17 protein-coding genes are annotated in these 26,206 nt (G+C 72.3%); 11 read left to right on the top strand and 6 right to left on the bottom strand.

Annotation, left to right across the window (positions count from 1 at the left end):
• Positions 1-166 precede the first annotated feature (166 nt).
• Positions 167-2,695 (bottom strand): transglycosylase domain-containing protein, encoded by a 2,529-nt coding sequence (locus K415_RS21570; RefSeq protein WP_024286370.1) that lies wholly within the window; start codon positions 2,693-2,695, stop codon positions 167-169.
• A 319-nt stretch (positions 2,696-3,014) separates the two neighbouring features.
• Here K415_RS21570 and K415_RS0107035 point away from each other — a divergent pair, with 319 nt between their 5' ends.
• From K415_RS0107035 to K415_RS0107025, 3 genes are all read left to right on the top strand, one after another.
• Positions 3,015-3,644: a PadR family transcriptional regulator gene (locus K415_RS0107035; RefSeq protein ID WP_029663306.1), complete on the top strand. Its 630-nt coding sequence runs from the start codon at positions 3,015-3,017 to the stop codon at positions 3,642-3,644.
• Between the two features lie 19 nt (positions 3,645-3,663).
• The gene (locus tag K415_RS0107030) at positions 3,664-4,743 is read left to right on the top strand and encodes an inositol-3-phosphate synthase (RefSeq protein WP_024286369.1); all 1,080 of its coding nucleotides are present in this window, start codon (positions 3,664-3,666) and stop codon (positions 4,741-4,743) included.
• Between the two features lie 486 nt (positions 4,744-5,229).
• On the top strand, positions 5,230-6,180 hold the full coding sequence (locus tag K415_RS0107025) for a hypothetical protein (RefSeq protein ID WP_024286368.1): 951 nt from the start codon (positions 5,230-5,232) through the stop codon (positions 6,178-6,180).
• Between the two features lie 151 nt (positions 6,181-6,331).
• Here the strand turns inward: K415_RS0107025 and K415_RS0107020 are convergent, their stop codons facing one another.
• Positions 6,332-9,166, bottom strand: coding sequence for a cation-translocating P-type ATPase (locus K415_RS0107020; RefSeq protein WP_081784924.1), 2,835 nt, complete (start codon positions 9,164-9,166; stop codon positions 6,332-6,334).
• 63 nt (positions 9,167-9,229) lie between these two features.
• Between K415_RS0107020 and K415_RS0107015 the strand changes: the two genes are divergently transcribed.
• Positions 9,230-10,579: an MFS transporter gene (locus K415_RS0107015; RefSeq protein WP_024286366.1), complete on the top strand. Its 1,350-nt coding sequence runs from the start codon at positions 9,230-9,232 to the stop codon at positions 10,577-10,579.
• A gap of 114 nt (positions 10,580-10,693) precedes the next feature.
• Here the strand turns inward: K415_RS0107015 and K415_RS0107010 are convergent, their stop codons facing one another.
• Positions 10,694-12,148: a CCA tRNA nucleotidyltransferase gene (locus K415_RS0107010; RefSeq protein ID WP_034662235.1), complete on the bottom strand. Its 1,455-nt coding sequence runs from the start codon at positions 12,146-12,148 to the stop codon at positions 10,694-10,696.
• A 187-nt stretch (positions 12,149-12,335) separates the two neighbouring features.
• Between K415_RS0107010 and K415_RS21565 the strand changes: the two genes are divergently transcribed.
• The 6 genes from K415_RS21565 (at position 12,336) to K415_RS0106980 (ending at position 21,913) form a co-directional block, all read left to right on the top strand.
• Entirely contained in the window at positions 12,336-12,881 is a 546-nt protein-coding gene (locus K415_RS21565) for an NUDIX hydrolase (RefSeq protein WP_024286364.1), read from the top strand.
• Positions 12,878-15,085 (top strand): DUF6049 family protein, encoded by a 2,208-nt coding sequence (locus K415_RS0107000; RefSeq protein WP_024286363.1) that lies wholly within the window; start codon positions 12,878-12,880, stop codon positions 15,083-15,085. Before K415_RS21565 ends, K415_RS0107000 begins: the two co-directional genes overlap by 4 nt.
• The gene (locus tag K415_RS24220) at positions 15,082-19,005 is read left to right on the top strand and encodes a murein biosynthesis integral membrane protein MurJ (RefSeq protein WP_024286362.1); all 3,924 of its coding nucleotides are present in this window, start codon (positions 15,082-15,084) and stop codon (positions 19,003-19,005) included. Before K415_RS0107000 ends, K415_RS24220 begins: the two co-directional genes overlap by 4 nt.
• A gap of 154 nt (positions 19,006-19,159) precedes the next feature.
• Positions 19,160-20,161, top strand: coding sequence for a thioredoxin-disulfide reductase (gene trxB / locus K415_RS0106990; protein ID WP_024286361.1), 1,002 nt, complete (start codon positions 19,160-19,162; stop codon positions 20,159-20,161).
• Positions 20,158-20,481 carry a thioredoxin gene (gene trxA / locus K415_RS0106985; RefSeq protein WP_024286360.1) on the top strand — a complete coding sequence of 108 codons (324 nt, stop codon included), beginning with the start codon at positions 20,158-20,160 and terminating at the stop codon, positions 20,479-20,481. Before trxB ends, trxA begins: the two co-directional genes overlap by 4 nt.
• 88 nt (positions 20,482-20,569) lie before the next feature.
• Positions 20,570-21,913, top strand: a complete 1,344-nt coding sequence (locus tag K415_RS0106980) for a PLP-dependent aminotransferase family protein (protein ID WP_024286359.1) — start codon at positions 20,570-20,572, stop codon at positions 21,911-21,913.
• A gap of 144 nt (positions 21,914-22,057) precedes the next feature.
• Here the strand turns inward: K415_RS0106980 and K415_RS0106975 are convergent, their stop codons facing one another.
• The 3 genes from K415_RS0106975 to rsmG form a co-directional block, all read right to left on the bottom strand.
• On the bottom strand, positions 22,058-23,461 hold the full coding sequence (locus K415_RS0106975; RefSeq protein WP_024286358.1) for a ParB/RepB/Spo0J family partition protein: 1,404 nt from the start codon (positions 23,459-23,461) through the stop codon (positions 22,058-22,060).
• Positions 23,461-24,402 (bottom strand): ParA family protein, encoded by a 942-nt coding sequence (locus K415_RS0106970; protein ID WP_024286357.1) that lies wholly within the window; start codon positions 24,400-24,402, stop codon positions 23,461-23,463. The genes K415_RS0106975 and K415_RS0106970 overlap by 1 nt, the downstream gene beginning before the upstream one ends.
• A gap of 344 nt (positions 24,403-24,746) precedes the next feature.
• A complete protein-coding gene (gene rsmG, locus K415_RS21560; RefSeq protein WP_197024683.1) occupies positions 24,747-25,568 on the bottom strand; it encodes a 16S rRNA (guanine(527)-N(7))-methyltransferase RsmG in 822 nt (273 codons plus the stop codon).
• Positions 25,569-25,708: 140 nt separating this feature from the next.
• On the opposite strand from rsmG, the gene K415_RS23900 reads away from it, so the two are divergent.
• A complete protein-coding gene (locus K415_RS23900) occupies positions 25,709-26,044 on the top strand; it encodes a hypothetical protein (RefSeq protein ID WP_155859387.1) in 336 nt (111 codons plus the stop codon).
• The last annotated feature ends 162 nt before the right edge of the window (positions 26,045-26,206 follow it).

Raw genomic sequence — 26,206 nt, 5'->3', positions numbered from 1 at the left:
GGGTGTTGCGTCTGCAGGCCCGGGTCTCCCGCGACGATAGGCGTCGCTCGGCTCCGGGCAGCAACCGCCCATGCTACCGGGTCACCGACGCGACCGACGCCACGACGCCACCGGCCGGCGACCCGGGGCGGACCCGGGCACCGGCCGGTTCAGGCCGTCAGCCGACTCAGGGCTGTGGCGCCTGGGTCGGTGGCGGCTCGACCACCGCCGGCCCGCCCGACACCACGATCGTGACGGTGCTGCCCTCCTCGGCCTGACCGCCGGACGGGTTGCTCGAGATCACGGTGCCGAGCGGGACCGTCGCACTCGCCTCCCGGGAGGTCGACACCACGAAGCCGGCGGCCTGCAGGGTCGCCGTCGCAGCGGCCTCGGTCATCCCCACGACGGTCGGCACCGCGACCTCCGCCGCTGGCTCCGGGCCCTCGGAGACCACGATCGCGACCGCGCTGCCCTCCTCGGCCTCACCCGCCGGGTTGGTCGAGATCGCGGTGCCCTTGGGCACGTTCGGGTCGAACGGCCGCTCGACCGAGACGACGAACCCGAGGCCCTCGAGCGTCACCCGGGCGTCCCACTCGGACATCCCGGCCACCGCGGGGATGGCGACCATCGGCGGCTTCTTCTCCTCGCCGACGTCGGCCCGTGCCGGGAACTCGATCACCTCACGCCCGGCCATCGCGGTGGTCATGTAGGCCGTCCACACGTCGAGCGGGATCGAGCCACCGGTGACCTGGGAGACCCCACCGAACGGTGTGATCTCCGCCATCGACTTGTTGTCCTCCCCCAGCTGGAAGAGGGTCACGGCGGTCGTCAGGTGGGCCGTGTAGCCGATGAACCACGCCGACCGGTTCTCGTTGGACGTACCGGTCTTGCCCGCCACCGGGTGTCCGATCTCCGCCGCCTTCTTCGCGGTGCCGTCCTCCACCACCTGGCTCAGCGCGTAGGTGACATCGGCCATGACGTCGGCCTCGAACACCCGCTCGGGCGTCGAGCCGCCCTCGTAGACGACCCCGCCGGACAGGTACTCGACGGACCGGACGATGAACGGTTCGGTGCGCATCCCCTGGGCGGCGAACGTGTTGTAGGCCTGCGCCATGTCCAGGGGGTGCGGCGAGGCGGTGCCCAGGACGTTGGACGGCACCTCCTGGCCGACGAGAGCGTCGTCCGGCAGGCCGGCTCGACGGGCCACGTCGAGCGTTGCCGCCGGGCCCACCTCGGCATTGAGCTGCGCGTAGACGGAGTTGACCGAGTTCGCGGTCGCCGTGACGACGTCGATCACGCCGAAGCTCTGGCCGTTGCCGGAGCCGAAGTTGCGCACCGGGTCCGGGAAGGTGTCGACAGTGATCATGGAGTCGCCGTCGTACCGCGAGCGCAGCGAGTTGCCCGACTCGAGGGCGGCGATGAGCGTGAACGGCTTGAAGGTCGACCCGGCCTGGGCCGTGTGATAGGTCACCGTGTTGCGCGCGTCGGTCAGGTAGTCCGCGCCACCGTAGAGCGCGACGATCGCGCCGTCCTGCGGGTTGAGGGTGACCAGGGCGGCCTGCAGGGACGCCGGCTTGTCCGCCGGCAGGGTCGCGACGGCGTCGATCGCCGCCTGCTGGAGCACCGGGTCGATCGTCGTGACGATCTTGTAGCCGGTGCTCATCAGGTCGTCCTCGGTGATCGGCGAGTTGTCCGGGTCGAGGACCTCCCGCTTGACCATGTCGAGCAGGTAGCCCACCGGCCCCGCGAACGTGTCCGGCCGGGCGTACTCGATCGTCTCCGGGAACACCTGCCCGTCCCGCTCGGCCTGGGTCAGCGCGCCGGTCGTGACCATGCCGTCGAGCACGTAGTTCCAGCGCTGCTCGGCCTTGTCCGGGTTGGCGCGGGGGTCCCAGTTGTTCGGCGACGGGATGATCCCCGCGATCAGCGCGGCCTGCGAGACGGTCAGGTCGGCGACGCCGACACCGAAGTACACCTGCGCGGCGGTCTCGATGCCGTAGGAGTCCCGGCCGAAGTAGATCGTGTTGAGGTAGTTGCCCAGGATCTCGTCCTTGTCCTGGGACCTGGCCAGCTTGACCGCGAGCAGGGCCTCCTCGAGCTTGCCCTGGTAGTCCTTGACGGTCGTGCCGAAGTAGTACCGCTCGGCGTACTGCTGGGTGATCGACGACCCACCCTGCTGGTCGTTGCCCCGCACGTTGTTCCACAGGGCCCGGACGATGCCGACCGGGTTGATCCCCGGGTTCTCGTAGAAGGTCCGGTCCTCAGCCGCGACGACGGCGTCGCGCACGTGCTGCGGGATGCTCTCGCCGTCGACGATGATCCGGTTCTGCTCGCCGAAGGTGCCCATCTCGCTGCCGTCGGCGTAGTAGACCGTCGTGGTCTGGTCGTCGGCGAACTCGTCGGGCTGGGGGATGTCGGTGCTCGCGTACGCGGCCACCAGCACGCCGACGAGCACGGCCAGGACCGTCAGGACGGCACCGAGCACGAGGCGCCACGACGGCAGCCAGCGACGGATGCCGGTCTTGCCCTGACGCGGGTAGTCGATCAGCCGTCGACGTCCGGCCGGGCGCCCGCCGCCGGATCCGCCGGATCCGCCTGACCCGCCCGACCCGGGGCTGCGCCGCGTGGGTCCGCCGCTGCCGGCCCCGCCCCCGCGCGCCGTCGGTGCTCCGCCGGTTGGCGTCGTCGGACGCGCGCCGCCTGCTCCGGAGCTCATGACGCTGCGCCGTTGCGGACTCGTGGGTCCGCCGGAGCGCGAGGGGCCGTGCGAGGAGGGGGGTGTGCCCGGTGCCACGCTGTGCCTTCCGGTCGACAACTGTGCTGGCGGCTGGGGGTCAGCCATCGATCAGGGTACGGACTCCGTGCGTGTCCGGCTCCTCCAGTATGGCCACGGGCTCGTGAAGAGCGTGTGCGGATCGGTGCAGGGACTGCGCAGGTGACGCCGCCGGCAACCGGCCGTTTGCCAGATCGACACGTACCGTCCTACTCTTTCGATGTATCAGTTCGATACATCAGCGCGACACGGGGGTGAGCAGGTGCGAGGCCGGTCCGACATCCTCGAGCTCGCGATCCTCGGGCTCCTGCACGAGACGCCGATGCACGGCTACGAGCTGCGCAAGCGACTCAACGTCCTGCTCGGCTCGTTCCGTGCACTGTCCTACGGCTCGCTCTACCCGGCTCTCAAGTCCCTCGCCCAGCGCGGGATGATCGTCGGCAGCGACGCCACCACGACGCCCCCGCCGCACGCACTGAGCGGCAAGCGTGCTCGTATCGTCTACGAGCTCACGGCCGACGGCAAGGAGCACTTCGCCGAGATCCTGGCGAGCTCCGGGCCGACGACGTGGGAGGACGAGCACTTCGACGTGCGGTTCGCCTTCTTCGCCCAGACCGACGCCGAGACCCGGCTCCGGATCCTGGAAGGACGACGGACCCGCCTCGCCGAGCGCCTCGACAGCGTGCGCCAGTCGGCCGCCCGGACGCGTGAGCGCCTCGACGAGTACACCCTCGAGCTGCAGCGGCACGGGCTCGAGCAGGTCGAGCGCGAGGTGCGCTGGCTGGACGGACTGATCGACAACGAGCGCGGCACCCGTCGCGCAAGAACCGAGGACACCGGTCGTCCGACCGGGTCCGCCAACGCTGACGACGCTGACGCGTCCCAGCACTGAGAAATCTGAAGGAGCGAGGATGAGTTCGATCCGCGTCGCCATCGTGGGCGTCGGCAACTGCGCCTCATCGCTGGTCCAGGGCGTCCACTTCTACGCGGACGCCGACCCCCAGAGCACGGTGCCAGGCCTCATGCACGTGCAGTTCGGCCCGTACCACGTCTCTGACATCGAGTTCGTGGCGGCGTTCGACGTCGACGCGAAGAAGGTGGGCTTCGACCTCTCCGACGCCATCGGCGCGAGCGAGAACAACACCATCAAGATCGCTGACGTCCCGCCGCTCGGCGTGACCGTCCAGCGCGGCCCGACCCATGACGGTCTCGGCAAGTACTACCGCGAGACGATCGAGGAGTCGGACGCCGCTCCGGTCGACGTCGTCGCAGCCCTCAAGGCTGCCGCTGTGGACGTGCTGGTCTGCTACCTGCCGGTCGGCTCCGAGGACGCGGCGAAGTTCTACGCCCAGTGCGCGATCGACGCGAAGGTCGCGTTCGTCAACGCCCTGCCGGTCTTCATCGCCTCCGACCCCGTGTGGGCCAAGAAGTTCGAGGACGCCGGCGTGCCGATCGTCGGTGACGACATCAAGTCCCAGGTCGGCGCGACCATCACGCACCGCGTCCTGGCCCGCCTGTTCGAGGACCGTGGGGTCATCCTGGACCGCACGTACCAGCTGAACGTCGGCGGCAACATGGACTTCAAGAACATGCTCGAGCGGGACCGCCTGCAGTCCAAGAAGATCTCCAAGACGCAGTCCGTGACGTCCAACATGGACCACGAGCTGTCGGCGCGGAACGTGCACATCGGCCCGTCGGACTACATCCAGTGGCTCGACGACCGCAAGTGGGCGTACGTCCGCCTCGAGGGTCGCGCGTTCGGCGAGGTCCCCCTGAACCTGGAGTACAAGCTCGAGGTCTGGGACTCGCCCAACTCGGCCGGCATCATCATCGACGCCCTGCGCGCCGTGAAGATCGCCAAGGACCGCGGCATCGGTGGCCCGATCCTGTCCGCTGCGACGTACTTCATGAAGTCGCCGCCGGTGCAGATGGAAGACACGAAGGGCCGGGCAGAGCTCGAGGCCTTCATCCGCGGGGAGAACGAGCGCTGAGCTAGGCGCCCGCTCCACCGGATCGACTCAGGCGAAGGCCCCGACACCGAGAGGCGTCGGGGCCTTCGCCGTCCCCCGCGCCCTCGCGCGCCCCCGCCCGCCCGCCCCACCTGCTGCCCATCCGCCCCGCCCGCCCGCCCCGTCGGCGCCCCGCGCGCACCCGCCGCCCGCTGCCCGCCGCCCCACCCGTCGCCGCCCGCTGCCCACCCGTCGCCGCGGGCCCCCGTCCGCCCCCTCCCCCCCGTCCCCCTCCCCCCGGAGTTGGGCTTGTGCGGAGTCCGGGTAACACCAGGCGTTACCGAGACTCCGCACAACGGCTGCGGCCTCGCGACCGGGCGGCCGAGCGGCCGGGCGGGCGGGCAGCGTGCGGCGGCGACGGGCGGGGCGGCGACGGAGGTGTCGTGCACAGGCGGGGGGTGGGCGGGCGGTCCACAGGTCGGGCGGGCGCTCCCTGCCGACTCGCGGCTCACGCTCGATCCTCGAGGCATGCGACTGACCCCGGCGGCGACTGCCCGCATCGCAGGTCCGCAGTCGGGCGCCGTGACCACACGCCAGCTGCAGGACGCGGGCGCCGATCGCGCGTGGGTCGCCCGTCAGGTGGGGTCCGGGCACTGGCAGCGCCTGCATGAGGGTGTTCTCGTGGTGCACTCCGGACCGGTTCCATGGCGCACGCGCACGTGGGCTGCGCTGCTGCATGCGGGCCCCGGAGCAACGCTCAGCCACGATTCCGCGGCGTTCGTTCATGGCTTCCGGGCGGTCGCCCCTCGCGGTATCGACGTCTCCGTCCCCGAGCCGCATCGGCTCGGACCGGCGCCTGGCCTCGCCATCCACCGCCGCCGCGCGATGCCGCCGAGCGGTGGGCGACCGAGGCGGACGTGGCGCGGGGACACGGTCGTGGACCTGGTGGCGGCCGCGCGGTCCGACGACGACGCCGTCGGCTGGGTCTGCGACGCGGTCCGGGCCGCGGCTCGGCTGCCGGAGATCACCGACGCCCTGGCCCGGCGCACCCGGGTACGCAACCGCCGGCTCCTCGAGGAGCTCCTGGCCGAGGTCGCGACCGGCATCGAGTCGCCGCTCGAGCGCAGGTACCACCGCGACGTCGGGCGTCGACACGGCCTGCCCCGAGCGGAGCTGCAGGTGCGGGAGGTCGTGGGCGCCGTCTGGCTCCGGGCCGACTGCATCTACCGGGGCCTCGGCGTGCGGGTGGAGCTCGACGGCGCACTGGCGCACCCCGGCGGCCGGACCGACGCCGACACGTGGCGGGACAACGCTGTCGTCCTGGCCCGCGGTGAGATCACCCTTCGTTACCGCTGGCGCCACGTCGTCGTGACACCGTGCGCGACGGCCGGACAGGTGGCGGCAGCGCTCAGGCAGGGCGGTTGGCGCGGTCGCCCCCGACCGTGCGGCCCGGCGTGCGCCTCAGTCACCGGCGGGTGACCAGCCACCGACCCCGGACCAGCCACCGGCGGGTGACGAGGCCACCAGCCCCAGACCAGCCACCGGCGGGTTGTCGGGCCACGGTCAGGCGTCAGCGGGCCCAAGAACCTGCCGAGATGAGCGATCGGTCCGGACCACGGGCACCACCGCCTCAGTCCGACCGGCGGCGTCCCCAGGCACGCAGCCCGACCTTGCGCAGCTCCTCGACCCAGAGCACCGCGCTGGCCATCGCCGCGCACACGAGCCACTGGTCCAGCCCGAGTGGCGCGGTGCCGAAGGCGGTGTTGAGCACCGGGACGTGCACGACGGCGACCTGGAGCGCGAGCGAGAGGACGATCGCCGCCCAGAGCCAGCGGTTCGCGAACAGGCGGCGGAAGGCCGACGTCGCCTCCGACCGCGCATTGAGCGCGTTGAAGAGCTGCGCGAGCACGAGGACGGTGAACCCGGCGGTCCGGGCCGTGTCGAGGTCGTCCGAGCCGGGGAGCATCCCACCGGGCAGGTACAGGTCGATGGTCAGCAGCGTGACGACAGCCATCACGGCACCGAGCAGCAGGACGCCGACCCACATGTGCACGTCGATCACCCGGTCGGTGAGCCGTCGTGGTGGGCGGGCCATCACGTCGTCGGTCTGCGGGTCGACTCCCATCGCCAGGGCAGGGGCGCTGTCGGTGAGCAGGTTGATCCACAGGATCTGGGTCGCCAGCAGCGGGACGACGACGGTCTCGCCGTGGCCCGTGAGCCCCAGCGCGCCGGCCGCGACCACCCCGACGAAGACCGTCAGGACCTCGCCCATGTTCGACGACAGCAGATACCGGAGGAACTTCTTGATGTTGTCGAAGATCCCCCGACCCTCGCGCACGGCGTCGACGATCGTCGCGAAGTTGTCGTCGGCCAGGATCATCGCGGCCGCCTGCCGGGTCACCTCCGTCCCGGTGATACCCATCGCGACCCCGATGTCCGCCGACTTCAGGGCCGGTGCGTCGTTGACGCCGTCGCCGGTCATCGCCACGACGTTGCCGTCGGCCTGGAGCGCGTCGACGATCCGGAGCTTGTGCTCGGGAGCGACCCGCGCGAAGACGGACACGTCGCGCACGGCCTGCCGCAGGCCGGCGTCGTCCAGCGCCTCGAGCTCCAGCCCGGTCAGAGCCGGGGCACCGGGCTCGACGATCCCCAGGTCACCGGCGATCCGGGACGCCGTCAGCGGGTGGTCACCGGTGATCATCATGACCCGGACGCCGGCTCGGTGGGCCGCTGCCACCGCGTCCCGCGCCTCGGACCGCGGCGGGTCGATGATGCCGACCACGCCGGCCAGGACCAGGTCGTGCTCGACCTCCTCCGGCGCGCCCGCGAGGTCCGGCTGCTGGGCCCAGGCCACGTCGGCGTCGGTCTCCCGGTAGGCGACGCCGAGGGTGCGCAACGCGTCGTCGGACAGCTCCGCGATCCCCGCGAGCACCCGGGCGCGGTGCTCCTCGTCGAGCGGCACGACCTCGCCGCCGACCAGCACGTGCGTGCAGCGCTCGAGCAGCACGTCCGGGGCGCCCTTGGTCACCACGACGACCCGCCCGCCCTGGTCGGCATCCACCTCGATCGTCGACATGAGCTTGCGCTCGGAGCTGAACGGCACCTCCCCGACCCGGCGGAAGCGCTGCGTGCGCCGGTCGGTGATGCCCAGCTTGCGCTCGGCGACCAGGAACGCCGCCTCGGTCGGGTCGCCCTCGATGCCCCAGTCGCCGCCGGGGTCCTGACGCAGGCTCGCATCGTTCGCGAGGCTGCCGCCGCCGAGCACCGCAACGACCTCGGCCCAGCGCGGGTCGTCCGGGTCGAGCACGTCGTCGCCGTCGCCGACGGTCACCGCCCCGATCGGGTCGTAGCCGGCGCCGGCGACCCGGACCGACCCGGAGGCCGTCATGATGCGCTGGACGGTCATCTCGTTCTGGGTCAGCGTCCCGGTCTTGTCCGAGCAGATCACGGACGCCGAACCGAGCGTCTCGACCGAGGACAGGCTCGTGACGATCGCGTTGCGCGCCGCCATCCGCTGCACCCCGATCGAGAGCACGACCGACAGGATCGCCGGCAGGCCCTCCGGCACGGCGGCCACGGCGAGCGAGACGCCGAGCAGCAGGACCGTCACGACGTCCGACACCCGGTGCAGGTCCGAGGTCAGCAGCACGGTGCCGACCACGACCGTCGCGATGACCACCACGGCGATGCCCAAGGTCCGGCCGACCCGGGCGATCTCCCGCTGCAGCGGGGTCTGCTCGGCCTCGGTGGCCTCGAGCAGCTGGGCGATCCGGCCGGTCTGGGTCCCCATCCCGGTGGCGACGACGACGGCACGGCCGGTTCCCCGGGTGACGGCCGTCCCGCCGAAGACCATGTCCGTGCGGTCGCCGAGCCCGACCGGCGTGGGCAGGACCGCCGGGCTCTTGGCCACCGCCTCGCTCTCGCCGGTGAGCGACGCCTCGGCGATCGTCAGGGCGGCCGTCGCGACGAGCCGTGCGTCGGCGGTCACCGTGTCGCCCTCCGCGAGCGCGAGCAGGTCGCCCGGCACGACCTCGCGGGTCGGCACCCGGCGCACCTCGCCGTCGCGGACCACCGAGGCGGTCGGGGCGCTCATCTGCTGCAGCGCGGCGACGGCGCTCTCGGCACGCCGCTCCTGGACGAACCCGAGCACGGCGTTGGCCGCCACGATCACGCCGATGACCATCGCGTCGAAGGGCAGGCCCTCGGCGCCCTCGGCCACCCAGGCGACGACCGAGATGACGACCGCGCCGAGCAGCAGGTAGATCAGGGGGTCGCGGAGCTGGGCGAGCAGCCGGAGCCAGAGCGGCACCGACGGCTCGGCGGTGAGCTCGTTCGGACCGTGCTCGGTGAGCCGTCGGGCCGCCTCGTCACCCGTCAGCCCACGCAGCGGATCGGTCCCGAGGAGGGTGACGACCTCCTCGACCTCGACCACTGACGCGTCGACGATGGGCAGTGGGACGCTCATGGCTCCCATCCTGGCCCCGCACGTGCGTGTCCGGGGGGGCGCGGGCTCCGTTAACCTGCAGCGGTGAGCGTCCTGGGTGACCTGAAGACCGTCGCTGTCCATCGTGACTTCCGCAAGCTGTTCGCGGTGCGGCTGGTCTCGCAGTGCGGCGACGGCATGTTCCAGGTCGGCCTCGCGACCTTGTTCTTCTTCTCCCCCGAGCGGATGGCGACCGCCGGCGACGTCGCGGCGGCCTTCGCGGTGCTGCTCCTGCCCTTCACCGTGGTCGGGCCGTTCGCCGGACCGCTGCTGGACCGGTGGAGCCGTCGCCAGGTGCTCCTCGGCGGCAACGCGCTGCGGGTCGTGCTCGGGCTGACCCTCGCGGTGCTCATGGCGACCGTCGGTGTCGGGCCGGCGGTCTACGTCCTGGCCCTGGTGACCCTGGCGATCAACCGCTTCCTGCTCTCGGCGCTGTCCGCGGGGCTGCCGCGCGTCGTGCCCCGCGACCAGCTGCTGATGGCCAACACCCTGACCCCGACCCTCGGTGCGGGCGCCGCTGTCGTCGGCGGGGTGCTCGGCTTCGCCATCGGCTGGCTCGTGCCGACCGGCCCGGTGAAGGACGGCGTCGTGCTGGCCGGCGCGGCAGCCCTGTTCGGTGCGGCGTCGGCCCTGGCCCTGCGGCTCGGTCGGGACCAGCTCGGCCCCGATCGCGCCGGCCCGGGTGCGCCGGCGGTCGGTGCCACCGGGGCGGACGGCGATGCGGCCCAGCTGTGGCGCGACGTGCGGGCCACGGCGGCCGACCTCGTGCTCGGCGCGCGGTACCTCGTGGCCCGGCGGACTCCCGCGATGGCCCTGGCCGTGATGGCCGTGCACCGCTTCCTGTACGGCGCCAACTTCATCGCGCTGATCCTGATGTCGCGCAACCTGCTCTCCGACCCGGGCGACGCCGACGCCGGGATGGCCATGTTCGGCCTGCTGCTCGGGATCTCCTTCGCCGGGAACGGGCTGGCCATCGTTCTCACCCCGATCGCGCACGAGCGGATCAGCCCGGCGCAGTGGGTCGCCGTCTGCCTCGGGCTCGGTGCGCTGAGCCAGGCGCTGCTGGTGGCCGGCTCGACGTTCCCGGTGGTCGCCACGGCGGCCGTGCTGCTGGGGCTCAGCGTCCAGGGCGCGAAGATCGCCGTCGACACGATCGTCCAGGCGGACACGCACGACGACTACCGCGGTCGGGCCTTCGCGCTCTACGACGTGCTCTACAACGCGGCCTTCGTCGGGGCGGCAGCCCTCGCGGCCGTCGCGCTGCCGGACACCGGCTGGTCACGGTCGACCTTCGTCACCCTGACCGTGACCTACGTGCTCACGGCCCTGGCCTACCGGGCGGGTGTCACGCGGGTGCTGCGCGCGGCGGCGGTGACGGGCTCCTCGACCGACTGAGCCCGCACGCGACCCGCACCCGGGCCTGCACGCGACCCGCGCTCAGGCCCGGCACGCGACCCGCGCTCAGGCCCGGCACGCGACCCGCGCTCAGGCCCGGCACGCGACCCGCGCTCAGGCCTGCGAGCGGGTGGCCCACCAGTCACGCAGGGCCCGCTCGGCGACGCCCGGCCCGGCGGGGCCGTTCTCCATCCGCAGCTCGAGCAGGAACCGGTAGGCCTCGCCCACCTGGGGACCGGCGGGGATGCCGAGGATCGCCATGATCTGCTGCCCGTCCAGGTCGGGCCGGATCGCGGCGAGCGACTCGTGCTCGCGCAGCTCGGCGATGCGGTGCTCGAGGTCGTCGTACGCGAACGACAGCTGATCGGCCTTGCGCCGGTTCCGGGTCGTGCAGTCGGACCGGGTCAGCCGGTGCAGCCGCTCGAGCAGCGGGCCCGCGTCGGTCACGTACCGGCGGACCGCGGAGTCGGTCCACGCGCCGTCGCCGTACCCGTGGAAACGCAGGTGCAGCTCGGTGAGCCGCGCGACGTCCCGGACGGTCTCCTTGTCGAAGCGCAGCGCCTTGAGCCTGCGCGCGGCGAGCTTGGCGCCGACCAGCTCGTGGTGGTGGAAGCTGACCCCGCCGCCGCCCTCGAACCGGCGCGTGGCGGGCTTGCCCACGTCGTGCAGCAGAGCCGCGAGCCGCAGCACGAGGTCCGGGCCCGGCACCGGGCCGGTCGGCTGGTCGATCGTCCCGGTCTCGAGCTCGATCGCCTGGGCCAGGACGGTCAGCGAGTGCTGGTAGACGTCCTTGTGGCGGTGGTGCTCGTCGATCTCCAGGCGCAGCGCGGGCAGCTCCGGCAGGACGTGGTCGGCGAGTCCGGTCTCGACCATGAGCTCGAGCCCGGGCCGCGGGTCGGGTGCCAGGAGCAGCCTGACCAGCTCGTCCCGGATCCGCTCGGCCGAGACGATCTCGATCCGGCCGGCCATCCGCTGCATCGCGACCCGGACGTCGTCGGCCGGCTCGAAGCCCAGCTGGGCGGTGAAGCGGGCCGCGCGCATCATGCGCAGCGGGTCGTCGTCGAAGGACTGCTCGGCGGTCACCGGCGTCCGCAGGACCCGTCGGGCCAGGTCCGCCAGGCCGTCGAACGGGTCGACGAAGGTCAGCTCGGGCAGCCGGACGGCCATCGCGTTGACGGTGAAGTCCCGCCGCGAGAGGTCACCCTCGAGGGTGTCGCCGAAGGCCACCTCCGGCTTGCGCGAGCCGACATCGTAGGAGTCGGCCCGGTAGGTCGTGACCTCGACGACGACGTCCCGCCCGCCGGAGCGGGCGAACCGGCGGGCGCCGATCGTGCCGAAGGCCTTGCCGATGTCCCAGTGCGCGTCGCCCCAGCGGGCCAGGATCGCCTCGGTCTGGTCCGGTGTTGCCGAGGTCGCGAAGTCGAGGTCCGCACTGACCCGGCCGAGGAACGCGTCGCGCACCGGGCCGCCGACCAGGGCGAGCTCGTGCCCCTGGGCGGCGAAGGCGGCACCGAGCTCGACGGCGTCGGGCGCCAGGTCGGTCAGGACACCCGCGGCCCGGCGTTGCAGCGCACCGAGGTCGGCGGGCGCGGTCTGACCGACGGGCTGCGCGGGCGCGCCGGGCGCAGCGGAGCCGTCGGCGCGGTGACGGGGAGAGGAGGACACGGGACACCAGCGTGCCAGATCACCCCGGTGCGCGTCGGCCGGGCCCGAGCCGGTGCCGCGGTGCGCACGTCACGGTAGTTACAGTGTCGGCATGTCCAGCGCCGCCTCCGACGCCCGGCCGGGCCCCGTGCCGCCGGGTGGTCACGCGCTGCGCATCGACCTGCGGATCGGACGCCGGAGCCAGGCGCACGGGCTGCCCATCGCCGAGGAGACGTCCGCCGGCGGGCTCATCGTCGAGCGTACGCACGGCCAGCCGCACGCCGCCGTGATCGCTCGCCGCAACCGGGCCGGGCGGCTCGAGTGGTGCCTGCCCAAGGGTCACCTCGAGGGCATCGAGACGCCCGAGCAGGCAGCGATCCGGGAGATCGCCGAGGAGACCGGCATCCACGGCGAGATCCTGCGTCGGCTCGGCACGATCGACTACTGGTTCACCGGCGACGACCGCCGGGTGCACAAGGTGGTCCACCACTTCCTGCTGGAGGCCACCGGCGGCGAGCTGAGCGTCGCCGGCGACCCGGACGGCGAGGCCGAGGACGTCGCGTGGATCGCCGTCGACGACCTGCCCGAACGCCTGGCGTACCCCAACGAGCGTCGCCTCGCCATCATGGCCGGCGCGGTGCTCGCCGACCTCGCATGACCGCCCACGCCGAGGGCACCGCCGTCGCGCCCCGAGCCCTGCGCCGTGGCCTGGTCGGCCTCGCGCTGGCGCTCGGCCTCGTCGCGTCCATGCCCAGCGCCGCCGGCGCCGCCGCCGCCGTGCCCGATGCGGCGCTGCCGGTCGAGGTCGACATCGCCACGGTCACCCCGCAGGTGCTCCAGCCCGGCGAGAACCTCACGGTGACCGCGACCCTGCGCAACAACGGCACCACGACGATCGCCGAGCCCCGCGTCGTGGTGCACCTGGACCGTGACCCCTTCATCAGCCGGTCGTCCCTCGACACCTGGCGCGACGCCGATCCGCAGGCCGACCTCGGCTCGAGCGTCCTGGAGGTCGACCTGCCCAGCCCGCTGCCGCCGGGCGGGATCCAGACCGTCACGGCGACGGTGCCGGCCGGCTCGGTCGGGCTGCGCTCCGCAGCCACCGCCTGGGGTCCGCGTGGCCTCGCGCTCTCGGTCGTCGACCGGGCCGATCCCGCTCGCGTGCGGCAGGGCGTCGCGCGCACCTTCGCCCTGTGGTTCCCCCAGCAGGACGTCACAGCGACCCGCCTGAGCATCCTGGTGCCGGTCGTCGGCCCGCCGGTGGACCCGCTGACCGGGACCTGGGGCCAGTCCTTCGAGACCCTGACCCAGGCCGGCGGGCGGCTCGCTGCGCTGCTCAGCGCGACGCAGACGCACCCCGGCGTCACCTGGCTCCTCGACCCGTGGCTGGTCGACATCACCGCCTCGGACGCCGCAGACCCCGACGCACCGATCGCCGGCGGACTGGTCGGCCCGAACGCGAAGGCGTGGTCGGCCGGACTCCTCGCCGCGACGACCGACCGGGAGGTCCGGCTGCTGCCCTACGGCGACGCCGACGTCGCAGCCCTCGCGCACGCCAACGCCCACGACCTCTTCACGGACGCGATCCGGCGCTCCGAGGCGGTCGCGTCCGCCGCCGACCTGCCGGGCAGCGCAACCACCGCGATCGCCCTGCCGGCCGAGTCGCTGCCCGATCTCGTGACTGCCGCCTTCGTCGCGGACGACGGCGGCCGGGCCCTGGTCGTGGGTCCTGGTGAGCTCCCGGCCCCGTCCGTCCTGACCTACACACCGTCCGGGCGGACGACCGTCAGCACCCCCGGTGACGACGTCACGGTCCTGGTCCCGGACGAGCGGCTCTCCACCGCCCTCGAGACCGGGGTGGTCCGCGGCCGGAGCGACGAGCAGGACGCGACCGACCCCCAGCTGACACCGACGACTGCTGCGCTCGACCTGCTCGCCGAGCTCGCGGTGATCACCCGCGAGCGCCCCAACGACGGACGCCACCTGCTCCTGACCGTTCCCCGGGACTGGCAGCCCGACGCCACCATCGCCTCGGCACAGCTGACCGCCCTCGAGAACGCGCCCTGGGTCCGTGCCGAGTCGATCGATGCCCTGGTGGGCGCGAGCGACACCGGTGTCGACCGGGGGACCCTCCCGGAGCGCGACGTCGATCCCGCCGAGATGCCCCCGTCCGAGATGGCGGCGATGCTCGCCGCGGTCACGGACCGGCAGGCACTGGCCCAGGTCGCCCAGGACCCTGCGGCCCTGCTCGGCGACCTCGATGCCGAGCTGTTCGCCCCGGTCTCGGTCGCCTGGCGTGCGGACCCCCCCGGCCGGGCCTCTGTCGTGTCCCGCTCGTCCGCGATCAGCCAGAGCCTGCGCGGGGCTGTGACCGTCCAGCCCATCGGCTTCATCAACCTGATCTCGAGGTCCGGTGAGCTGCCGGTGCAGGTGACCAACACGCTGGACCAGCCGGTGACGGTCGTCGTCGCGCTGCGACCGAGCGACGGCCGGCTGGTGGCCGACGAGCCGGTCACCGTCACGATCCCGGCCGGCGTCGAGCAGACCGTGCAGATCCCGGTGCATGCGATCCAGAGTGCCGACCTCGGCGTCGTCGTCGAGCTGCGCACGGTCCAGGGCACCGTGATCAACGACCAGACGGCGTTCACCGTCCGGGTCCGTGCGGAGTGGGAGGGCATCGGCACCGCCGTCATCGGCGCGCTGTTGGCCCTCGGCGTCGTCATCGGGCTGATCCGCACGATCCGCCGCGGGCGCCGCGGGACTCGCTCGGCGCCGCGGCTCGACGCCGGACCCGACGCCCTGTCCCCCGAGGAGGGCCACGAGCCGGCCGACCAGGCCCCGGCCGCCGGGTCGCCGGCATGAGCGCCGTGACCGGACCGGAGCCCGGCGACGACGGTACGGTCCCGACCGGCAGCGGTGGCGGCGGGCTGGGGCGGAGCACCGCGGTGATGGCCGCAGGCACGGCGGTGTCGCGGGTCCTCGGTGTGGTGCGGGCCGCCGTGCTGGCCGCCGCGATCGGCCTGAACGTCGGTCCGGCCAGCGCGTTCGCCGTGGCCAACTGGCTGCCCACGATGATCTACATGCTCATCGCGGGCGGGGTGCTGAACGCCGTCCTCGTCCCGCAGGTGGTGCGGGCCTACCGCTCGCCGAACGGCCAGGCGTACGTCGACCGGCTGCTGACCCTCTCCGGCGTGCTGCTGCTCGGCCTGACCGTCGTGCTGACCGCTGCGGCCCCGGTGGTCGTGTGGTTCGCGACCCGCGCCGGCAGCTCTGACCCTGAGTTCACCGCGCTGGCGACCGCGTTCGCCCTGTGGTGCATGCCGCAGATCTTCTTCTACGGCACCTACACGCTGCTCGGGCAGGTCCTCAACGCGCGCGGCAGCTTCGGCCCCTACATGTGGGCGCCGGTCGTCAACAACGTCGTCTCGATCGCCGGCTTCGTGACGTTCATCGTGATGTTCGGCCAGTACGAGCGCGGCGGGTCGGCCGGCGACTACGCCTGGTGGGACGGCGGACGCATCGCGGTGCTGGCCGGGTTCACGACCCTCGGCATCGTCGCCCAGGCCGTGGTCCTGGTCATCCCGCTGTATCGCAGCGGCTTCCGGTACCACCCGCGCTTCGACTGGCGCGGCACCGGGCTGGGCGGGGCCGGGCGGGTAGCGGGGTGGACCTTCGCGGCACTCGCCGTGGGGCAGCTCGGTGTGCTCGTCGTCATGAACGTCGGCGCGGCCGCCGCGAAGGTCGCGGGCGACGCCCCGGGCATCGCGGGCGCGAACGCCTACACGCAGGCGTTCGCGATCTTCATGCTGCCGCACTCCCTGGTGACCGTGTCGCTGCTCACCGCGCTCTACACGCGGCTGTCCGGGCACGCCGCACGGGACGACACCGCCGCGGTCCGGGAGAACTTCTCCTACGGGCTGCGCACGATCGGCGTCTACACGATCTTCGCGACTGCTCTCCTTGCCGTGCTGGCGATCCCGCTCGTCCGGGTCGTGCTGCCCACGCTCGAGCCGGGCGAGTACCGGTCGATGGCTCCGGTCGTCGTCACCCTCGCGCTGGGCCTGGTCGGGCTCGGCGCCTGGTCGCTGAGCCAGCGCATCTTCTACGCGTACGAGGACGCCCGGGGCATGTTCTGGATCCAGGTCGCGATGGCCGGGGTCGTGGTGGCCGGCACCCTCTTCGGCTACCTCGTGCTCCCGGTCGAACGGTGGGTGGCGACCGCCGGCGCGGCGATCTCGGCGTCCTACCTGCTCGGCGCCGTCTGGGGCGGGATCAGGGTGCGCGACCGGCTCGGCGGCAGCGTGCGGCGGGTGCTCCAGGTGCACGTCCGGGCAGCTGTGGCCGCGGGCGTCGCGGCGGCGGCCGGCTGGTCGGTCGGCAGACTCTTCGGCGACGTCACCGTGGGTACCTTCGGTCATGCCGTCGTGGTGTGCGTCGTGGTGGGCCCGGTCATGCTCGGGGTGTACGTCGGCCTGCTGCGGCTGATGCGGGTCCGTGAGGTCGACGACCTGCTCCTGCCCCTGCTGAGCCGCCTTCGTCGGATCGGCCGTAGCATGGGCACGCCGGGACCAGGGGATCGCCCGAGCATCGGCCGGCCGGCCGATGACCCGGCCGGGCTCGGAGGTGGAGTTCTGGACGTCGTCGTGGGTCGCGGCACGTTGCTCGCCGGTCGGTACCGGCTCGAGCAGCCTGTCCCCACCGACCTGCCCGGGGTCCAGTGCTGGGCTGCGCACGACCAGATCCTCGACCGGCCGGTGCGCGCCATGGTGCTGCGCGAGGGTCGGGTGCGGCAGGCCCAGGACGCCGCCCGGCGCGCCGCCCTGGTCTCCGACCCACGCCTGCTGCGGGTGCTGGACGTCGGCGACCACGAGGGCGTGCCCTACACCGTCACCGAGCCGATCGTCGGCCGTGACCTCGCCGCGCTCACCGCCAACGGCCCACTGCCGGCCGACCAGGCCCGAGCGATCATCGGCGAGGCCGCCGTGGCTCTCGAGGTCGCGCGCCGGCGCGGCGTGCACCACCTGGCCCTTCGCCCCTCCGCCGTGCACGTGACGCCCGAGGGCTCCGTGCTCGTCTCCGGGCTCGCGATGGACGGCGAGCTGACGTCGCACGGCCTGGGCGACGCGCGGTCGACGACGCGCGCCGACACCGTCGGCCTGGTCTCCCTGCTCTACCTGACCCTCACCGGTCGGTGGCCGGCGCCGCACGGCACGGATCCTGGGCGCGCCGTCGTCGCCCCGGTCGTCGAGGGCAGCCCCGTCGCGCCCGCCGAGCTCTCCCCGGCGGTGCCCAACGACCTGGACACCCTGTGCGCCGTGACGCTCGGCCCGCACGACGACGGGCCGCACAGCCCGGCCGAGCTGATCCGTGAGCTGGAGCCGTGGGGTCCGATCGCCGCCGCCGAGATCTTCGGGGCCGTCGACGCCGCGGCAGCCTGGGGTGCGTCGGGAACTGTCGCCACGGCTGCGGCCGCCGCATCGGCTGCAGCAGCGAGCCGGGCGCTCGATCCGACGCAGACCGCCGACACGAGCGACCCGGACGCGGGAGACGACCTTGCGGACCAGCCCGCACGGACCGTGCAGCGCCAGTCCGTGCGGAGCAGCTTCGACGCGCAGGGATCGGCGCCCGCCAGACCTGGGACGCCGCCGCCGGCGATCCCGCCCGAGTACCGCCACGGCGACCCCCGGGGGACGTCGTCGGGCCGGGTCAGTGGCATGTCGGGTGGATCCGTCAGCCCGGCCGCCCACCCGTTCCAGACGATCGTCGCGCCGGTGGGCCAGATCGACGACGCCGCGCGCCGTCCGACGCGTCAGACTCCTCAGCCACCCCAGGCCGCGCCGCCGCCGACCTTCCCGCCGGCCTTCGCGTCGACCGGCGGATCACACCCCGGCGGTCCGGTCCGTGGACCCTCGGCCGCCCACCCGTCGGCGCCGCTGCCGTCCGCGACCTCGTCTGCGAGCCACTCCGCGGCGCCGCTCACCGGCGGGCACCCGCGTCCCGTGGTCCGCCCGCCGACGGCCGCGACCGTCCGGGGCCGTGCACCGGAGACCGGTCACGAGAGCTTCGACTCGCTCATCGGACGCTCGGCCGAGGTGCTGGCCAGGCGCCGCTTCGACCCGACGCCGGTCGTGCTCGCGATCGTGGCGATCGCCGTGGTCATCGGTCTGGTGATGGCCTTCAAGGCGCTCACGCGGCCGGCCCCTCCGATCGGCGGCACCGAGGGCTTCGACATCTCCGAGAACCAGGGCGGCCAGCAGGACCCTGCGGCGGAGGGTGACGCGACCGACGGCGAAGCCCCCGCGGAGGACCCCGCGACCGAGCCGCCCGCGACCGAGGCACCGCCGGCCGCCACGGCGCCGGTCATCGCCTCCGCACAGATGGTCGACCCGCCGCCGGGCGGGGACGACAACGAGCACCCAGAGGCCGTGCCCGCGGCGATCGACGGCGACCCCGCGACGTCCTGGTACACCCGGACGTACAACTCGCCGACCTACGGCATGAAGCCGGGCGTCGGCTACGCGATCACCCTCGCCGCGCCGGCCACGGTCACCACCGTCACGCTGCACGTCAACGGCACCGGTGGCATGGTCGAGGTCCGGGCCACCGACCCGTCGACACCGACCCAGGGCGACGTCCTCGCGTCCGGGGCCCTGGGGCCCGACACCGTCCTCACCCTGAGCGCACCGACCCAGACCCAGTACATCGTCCTGTGGTTCACCGCCCTGCCGCAGACGGCGGACGGCAGCAACCGGGTCGAGCTCACGGAGGTCACGGTCTCCTGACGTCCCCGTCGGGCGGGACGTCCCGGGCACGCGCACGTGCGTGCCACCGCGCCGGAACAGATGCCACCTAGGATCTGTTGATGCGAACGGCCCCACCGGAACGGTGCGGGCGACCACCTGGAGCACGACGCTCCGGACGACAGAGGGACGGCACGTGACGGACACCGCACGCGATCTGGTCATCATCGGATCGGGCCCCGCCGGGTACACGGCAGCCGTGTACGCCGCCCGGGCAGGCCTGGAGCCCGTCGTGATCGCCGGGTCGGTCACCGCCGGTGGTGCGTTGATGAACACGACCGAGGTGGAGAACTTCCCCGGTTTCGTCGACGGCATCATGGGCCCCGAGCTCATGGAGAACATGCAGAAGCAGGCCGAGCGCTTCGGCGCCCGGATCGTGTACGACGACGTCGTGCAGGCCTCCCTGACCGGCCCGGTCAAGACGGTGGTCACCGGCAACGGCGAGACCTACACCGCGCGGTCCGTGATCCTGGCGACCGGCTCGGCCTACCGCCAGCTCGGCCTGCCGGAGGAGACCCGGCTGTCCGGGCACGGCGTGTCCTGGTGCGCGACCTGCGACGGCTTCTTCTTCCGCAACCAGGAGGTCGTCGTCGTCGGCGGCGGGGACTCCGCCGTCGAGGAGGCCACCTTCCTGACGCGCTTCGCGAGCAAGGTCACGATCGTGCACCGCCGCGACGAGCTGCGTGCCTCGAAGATCATGGCGGATCGGGCACTGGCCGATCCCAAGATCGAGTTCGCCTGGAACAGCCTGGTCTCGGCGATCCACGGCCAGGACAAGGTGACCGGGGTGACCCTGCGCGACACCGTCACCGGTGCCGAGCGGGAGCTCCCCGCCACTGGCGTGTTCGTCGCGATCGGCCACATCCCACGCAACGAGCTGCTCGTCGGGCAGGTCGACCTCGACGAGAGCGGCTACGTCCTGGTCGCGGCTGACGGCGCGCGCGGTACCGCGACCAACCTTCCTGGCGTCTTCGCGTGCGGCGATGTCGTCGACCACGTCTATCGTCAGGCGATCACCGCGGCCGGCACCGGCTGCGCAGCAGCGCTCGACGCCCAGCACTACCTCGCCGATCTCGGGCATCCCGCCGAGCCTTCGACCGACCCGTCCCAGCCCGCGACCTCCGAGGAGATCCTGTGACCACCGTCCCCGTCACCGACGCCACCTTCGCGGCCGACGTCCTGAAGTCCGACGTCCCCGTGCTGGTCGACTTCTGGGCGCCGTGGTGCGGGCCGTGCCGTCAGGTCGCGCCGATCCTCGAGGAGCTGTCCGGCACCTACGCGGGCCGCCTGACGATCGCCAAGCTCAACACCGACGAGAACCCCGCGGTGACGGCGGCGTACGGGATCACGTCGATCCCGACGATCAACATCTACTCGGGCGGCGAGCTGGTCAAGCAGATCGTCGGAGCGCGGCCCAAGCCGGCCCTCGTGAACGAGATCGAGTCCGTCCTGTCCTGACCGACGCGTCCACGGATCACAAGGTCCAGGTGGGCAGGACGTCGCCCGTGGCAGACTCTTGGCCATGACGCCCGCGAACGGCAAGCCGATGGGGTGGGTGACTCCTGCCCCCGGCAGCGCCGCCCACACTGTCCAGCCCGCCACCGGGACCCGTCTCGACCCGTGGATCGGTGCGTACGCCGACCGGACCCACGGCATGCGCGCATCCGAGATCCGCGCGCTGTTCGCCGTCGCCAACCGGCCCGAGGTCGTGTCGCTGGCCGGCGGCATGCCCAACCTCGAAGGCCTTCCGCTGGAGACGCTCGCCCAGATCGCCCACGACCTGGTCCTGACCCGCGGCACGACGGCGCTGCAGTACGGCTCGGGCCAGGGTGACGAGACGCTGCGCGAGCAGATCCTCGAGGTGATGCGCCTCGAGGGCATCGAGGCGCACCCGGACGACGTGGTCGTCACGACCGGATCACAACAAGCCCTCGACCTTGTGACTCGACTCTTTGTCAACCCCGGCGACGTCGTCGTCGCGGAGGCCCCCAGCTATGTCGGCGCGCTCGGCGTCTTCCGGGCCTACCAGGCCGACGTCGTGCATGTCCCGCTCGACGACAACGGCCTCGTGCCCGAGGCGCTCGAGGAGACCCTCGCGCGGCTGGCCGCCGAAGGTCGCTCGGTCAAGCTCCTGTACACCGTGCCCAACTTCCACAACCCCGCAGGCGTCAGCCTGAGCCTCGAACGCCGACCGCGGATCCTGGAGATCGCCCGCCGCTACGGCGTGCTCGTCCTGGAGGACAACCCGTACGGTCTGCTCGGCTTCGACGGCGAGCCCATGCCGGCGATGCGGTCGATGGACGACACGGGCGTGATCTACCTCGGATCGTTCTCGAAGACCTTCGCCCCGGGCTACCGGGTCGGCTGGGCCGTCGCGCCGCACGCCATCCGCGAGAAGCTGGTCCTGGCCAGCGAGTCCGCCATCCTGTGCCCGTCGAACGCCTCGCAGCTCGCCGTCTCGGCCTACCTGGCCAACCACGACTGGCGCGGCCAGATCAAGTCCTACCGCGAGATGTACCGCGAACGCCGCGACGCGATGATCGGCGCGCTGGCCGAGCACATCCCGGAGGCGACCTGGACCGTGCCGGAGGGTGGCTTCTACACCTGGGTCCGGTTGCCCAACGGGATGGACGCTCAGGCGATGCTGCCGCGCGCGATCACCGCCCTGGTCGCCTACGTGGCCGGCACGGCGTTCTACGCCGACGGACAGGGTGCCGACCACATGCGGCTGTCCTTCTGCTACCCGACGCCGGACCGGATCCGCGAGGGCGTCCGGCGGCTCGCCGGGGTCGTCGCCGCAGAGTCCGAGCTCGTCCAGATCTTCGGCACAGGGACGGACCGGCACCGCGCGTCGCAGACCGTCGAGTCGGTCGTCACCGACACCCACTGAGGTACCGGCACCGATCGACCTCGCCGACACTGACTGACGTCACCGGCGCCCACTGATCGACGGGCACCGCCTGATCGCCAGAGGCCGAACCCCGTCTGCCCGAGAGGGTGGCGGGGTTCGGCCTCTGGCGGTGTATCAGGACCCTCAGCGCAGCAGGCCCGGGTCGTCGGGCGAGAGCGTCGCGAGGATCCGGTTGAGGTCCTGGACCGATGCGAACTCGACGGTCAGACGACCCTTGGTCTTCCCGAGGGCGATCTTGACCCGGGTGTCGAACTTGTCGGAGAGCCTGGAGGCGAGGTCGTCGAGCGCTCCGTTGCGGTCGCCCGGGCGGGGGCGCCGTACGACCACCTTCTCCGGGTCACCGCCGAGTGCGACGATCTCCTCCGTCGACCGGACGGACAGGCCTTCGGCGACGATCCGCTGGGCCAGGCGCTCCATCGATGCTCCGTCGGGCAAGCCCAGCAGCGCGCGGGCATGGCCGGCCGAGAGCACCCCAGCAGCCACCCGACGCTGGACGAGCGGCGGGAGCTTGAGCAGCCGTAGGGTGTTCGAGATCTGCGGACGGGACCGGTGGATGCGCTGCGCGAGCTCGTCGTGGGTGCAGCCGAAGTCGTCGAGGAGCTGCTGGTAGGCCGCAGCCTCCTCGAGCGCGTTGAGCTGGCTGCGGTGCAGGTTCTCGAGCAGGGCGTCGCGCAGCAGGTCGTTGTCGTCGGTCTCCCGAACGATCGCCGGAATGGTCGCGAGTCCGGCGAGCTGGGTCGCGCGCCAGCGCCGCTCCCCCATGATGAGCTCGTACCCGGTCTGGCCGTCGTCCGTCAGGGCCGGCCGCACCACGACGGGCTGCAGGACACCGACCTCTCGGATGGACCCGACCAGCTCGGCCAAGGAGTCCTCGTCGAACTCGGTCCGCGGCTGGCGCGGGTTGGCCCGGATGGATCCGACCGGCACCTCGGCGAAGTAGACGCCCGGGACCGGCAGCAGACCCTGCGGCAGTCCGGTCGCGGGATCGGCGTCCTGCAGGGTGGTGATCGCCGCGGCCGCCGCGGAGCCGTTGCCGTGGGAGGAGCCGTTGCCGTTGGTGTGCGCCGGCTCCGCGAGGGTGGTCCACCCTGCCTCATTGGTCCACCGCGCGCCGTTGGTGGCGCCGGTGCCGTTCGTCGAGCCCGCGCCGTACCCAGAGCCGGAGCCGTACCCGGAGCCCCCGACGTCGATCGACGCTGCGCCGTTGCCGGTCACTGATCCGTTGGCCGGCGCGCTGCCGCTGCTCGGGACCGCGCCGTTCGGGACCGCGCCGTTGGGGACCGAGCCGGCGCCACCGGTCGATCCGTCGGTGCTCGTCGTCGTCACGGTTGGTCGCGTCCCGACGCCGGCAGCAGCAGAGCCGGCCCGTTCACCGTCCACGTGGGCCTCGGGCGTCCTCGCCGGCCCGGCCTCGGCGGCCGCAGGCGCACCCGGGAAGAACACGTCCACCGGGCGGGTGTCGCCGCTCGGCGCACTGGGGATCAGGGCACCGAGCCCACGGCCCAGCCCACGGCGCTTCTCAGCCATCAGTTCTCCTCTGTCATTGACGTGCCGCGGTAGCCGACGGCAGTCGCCGGCGCCACCCCGGCCCCACGCTCGGAAAGCTCACGCGCCGCCGCCAGGTAGGACAGCGCCCCGGACGAACCCGGGTCGTACGTCATCACGGTCTGCCCATAGCTCGGCGCCTCAGAGATGCGCACGGACCGTGGAACCGTCGTGCGCAGCGTCTGTGCAGGGAAGTGCTCACGGACCTCCGCGGCAACCTGTTGAGCGAGGTTGGTCCGGGCGTCGTACATGGTGAGCAGGATCGTCGAGACGTGCAGAACAGGGTTCAGATGGTTCTTGATGAGCTCGACGTTCTTGAGCAGCTGGCTCAGCCCTTCGAGTGCGTAGTACTCGCACTGGATCGGGATGAGTACCTCACGCGCAGCGACGAAGGCGTTGACGGTGAGCAGCCCGAGGCTCGGGGGGCAGTCGATGAAGACGTAGTCGAGACGGTCCAGCCCTTCGGCCTCACGGCCCGCGAGATAGGCGTCGATCGCGTTGCGGAGCCGGTTCTCGCGGGCCACGAGCGAGACGAGCTCGATCTCGGCCCCGGACAGGTCGATCGTCGCCGGCGCGCACCACAGGCGCGGCAGACGGGCGGACTGCTGCACGACGACACCCAGGTCCTCGTCCTCGACCAGCACCTCGTAGATCGACGGTGTTCCTGCCCGGTGGTCGATGCCCAACGCAGTCGAGGCGTTCCCTTGGGGGTCGTTGTCGATCACCAGAACGTTCAGTCCTGCCTGCGCGAGCGCCGCAGCGAGATTGACGGTCGAGGTCGTCTTCCCGACGCCACCCTTCTGGTTGGCGATCGTCAGGATCCGAGTCCGATCGGGACGAGGGAAGCGGCGACCCGAGAGGTCGATACGGCGGCGAGCGTCAGCCGCGATCTGAGCCGCAAGGGGCGTGGTCTCGTCGACCATCGGGAGGCTGTCGATGATGGCTGCCCGCCGCTCGTCGTCGGACCACCGAGGAGCACCACCTGAGACATCGGTGGTTCCACGTGGAACACCGGGGGTTTCACGTGGAACACCGTTGCTCGATGTCCCGTACTGCTGCTCCACCGGTTCTCCCGTCATCGCCTGGTCACATCCTGCCATCGTGAGGTGTCGTTCCCGGTCGTCTGTCCACAGCCGGCCGTTGCGTGTCTGGCGCCGCCGTGAGCCTTTCGGTGCGCGCCTCTGGATCCCTTGCGAGCCTCTGTCGAGCACGGACGAGTCCGTCCGCGCGGGCACGGGCCGGTCGGTGCCGTGGGTTCCGCGACGGTTCAGGACTGTCGCGGTTGATCAGATCCCCGACCGGACGACGCCGTGCCCTTGCCGCCCGGCCCGGTCGGCGCAGCGCCCTTCGGCCCAGCATCTCGCGGCCGGCCGCCCCTCGACCCGCGGCCCTTCGTCGCCTTGCTCTTCGCCACCTTCGGCTTGGCCGGCGCGCGGGGGATCACCAGCTCGCGGACGACCCTGATGATCGTCGTGCCCGTGAACCCCTCGATCGTCGGCGCCTCGAGGACCTCACCGGGGCCGCCGCCGAGGGACCGGATGGCGGACGCAGCGTCTTCGAGCTCCTGGTGCGCAGTCTGACCCTTCATCGCCAGCAGGACGCCGCCGGACCGGAGCAGCGGCAAGGTCCAGCCGGCCAGTCGATCCATCGGAGCCACCGCGCGAGCGGTCACGGCATCGGCCACGAGCGTCCCCTGCATGTCCTCCGCACGACCGCGCACGACCTCCACGGACGTGAGACCCAGCTGCTCGACCACCTCGATCAACCAGGCAACCCGGCGCTCCATCGGGTCGAGCAGAACAATGTGAAGGTCAGGGCGGAGGGCCGCGAGCACAACTCCGGGAAGACCGGCACCTGAACCGACGTCGATCACCGTTCCCGACGCCGGCAGGAACGGCACCACCGACGCCGAGTTGATGAGGTGACGCTCCCACAGGCGCACAACCTCGCGCGGCCCGATCAGCCCGCGGAGCACTCCCTGGTCCGCGAGGAGGGCCGCAAACCTGGCAACGGTCGCATGGGCTTCGCCGAAGAAGGTCACGACGCGGGGGTCGTCGCCCGCCAGCGGACTGTCGCCGTCAGCGCTCACTGAGTCGTTGGTCGCAGGCACGTCGTGAGCCGCATCCGGCTGGGCGGAGTCAGTGGTCCGCGGGTCATCGGCCTGCCGGTCAGGCTCACTGCTGTGCTCTTCGGTCACGTGCCTTCTCCTCTATGGACGGACGAGCCGACATGTTGTTTCACGTGGAACGCCGGTGCCCTGTTCGCGATCCACTGTTCCACGTGAAACACCTCGACGCTTCACCCGGAGCCGCCGCACCAGGTCCCTTCGCGGAGCCCGGGCCTGAGGCTGGACCAGAGGGCTGGTCCCGTCACCAAGACATCGGCGCTGGTGCACACGCCTTCGGCACCGGCATCAACACTGCGGCCTCCGACCGCCGTCAGGCCAACGATGCGACGCGTGCACGTCGCCGGCCGATCAACTCCATGGCATCGGCTCCGCTGCTGACCGCTCCGTCCGACCTCACCGATCCGACGGCACCACCGATTGACGACACCATCGATTGACAACACCACCGATCGGACGGCACCACCGATCCGATGAACTGACCGATCCGACGGTTCCGCAGGGCGCGAGGCTCACGCCCGCCTGAGAGCGGCAAGACAGGCGGTCGAGGGCCGCCGACCCGCAGCATGTCCCGCCCCAGCCCGTACCACCGTCGCCGTTTC

Source organism: Cellulomonas sp. KRMCY2, assembly GCF_000526515.1.
In the GTDB taxonomy this organism is placed as follows: domain Bacteria; phylum Actinomycetota; class Actinomycetes; order Actinomycetales; family Cellulomonadaceae; genus Actinotalea.
This window is presented reverse-complemented; position numbering and strand designations above follow the sequence as displayed.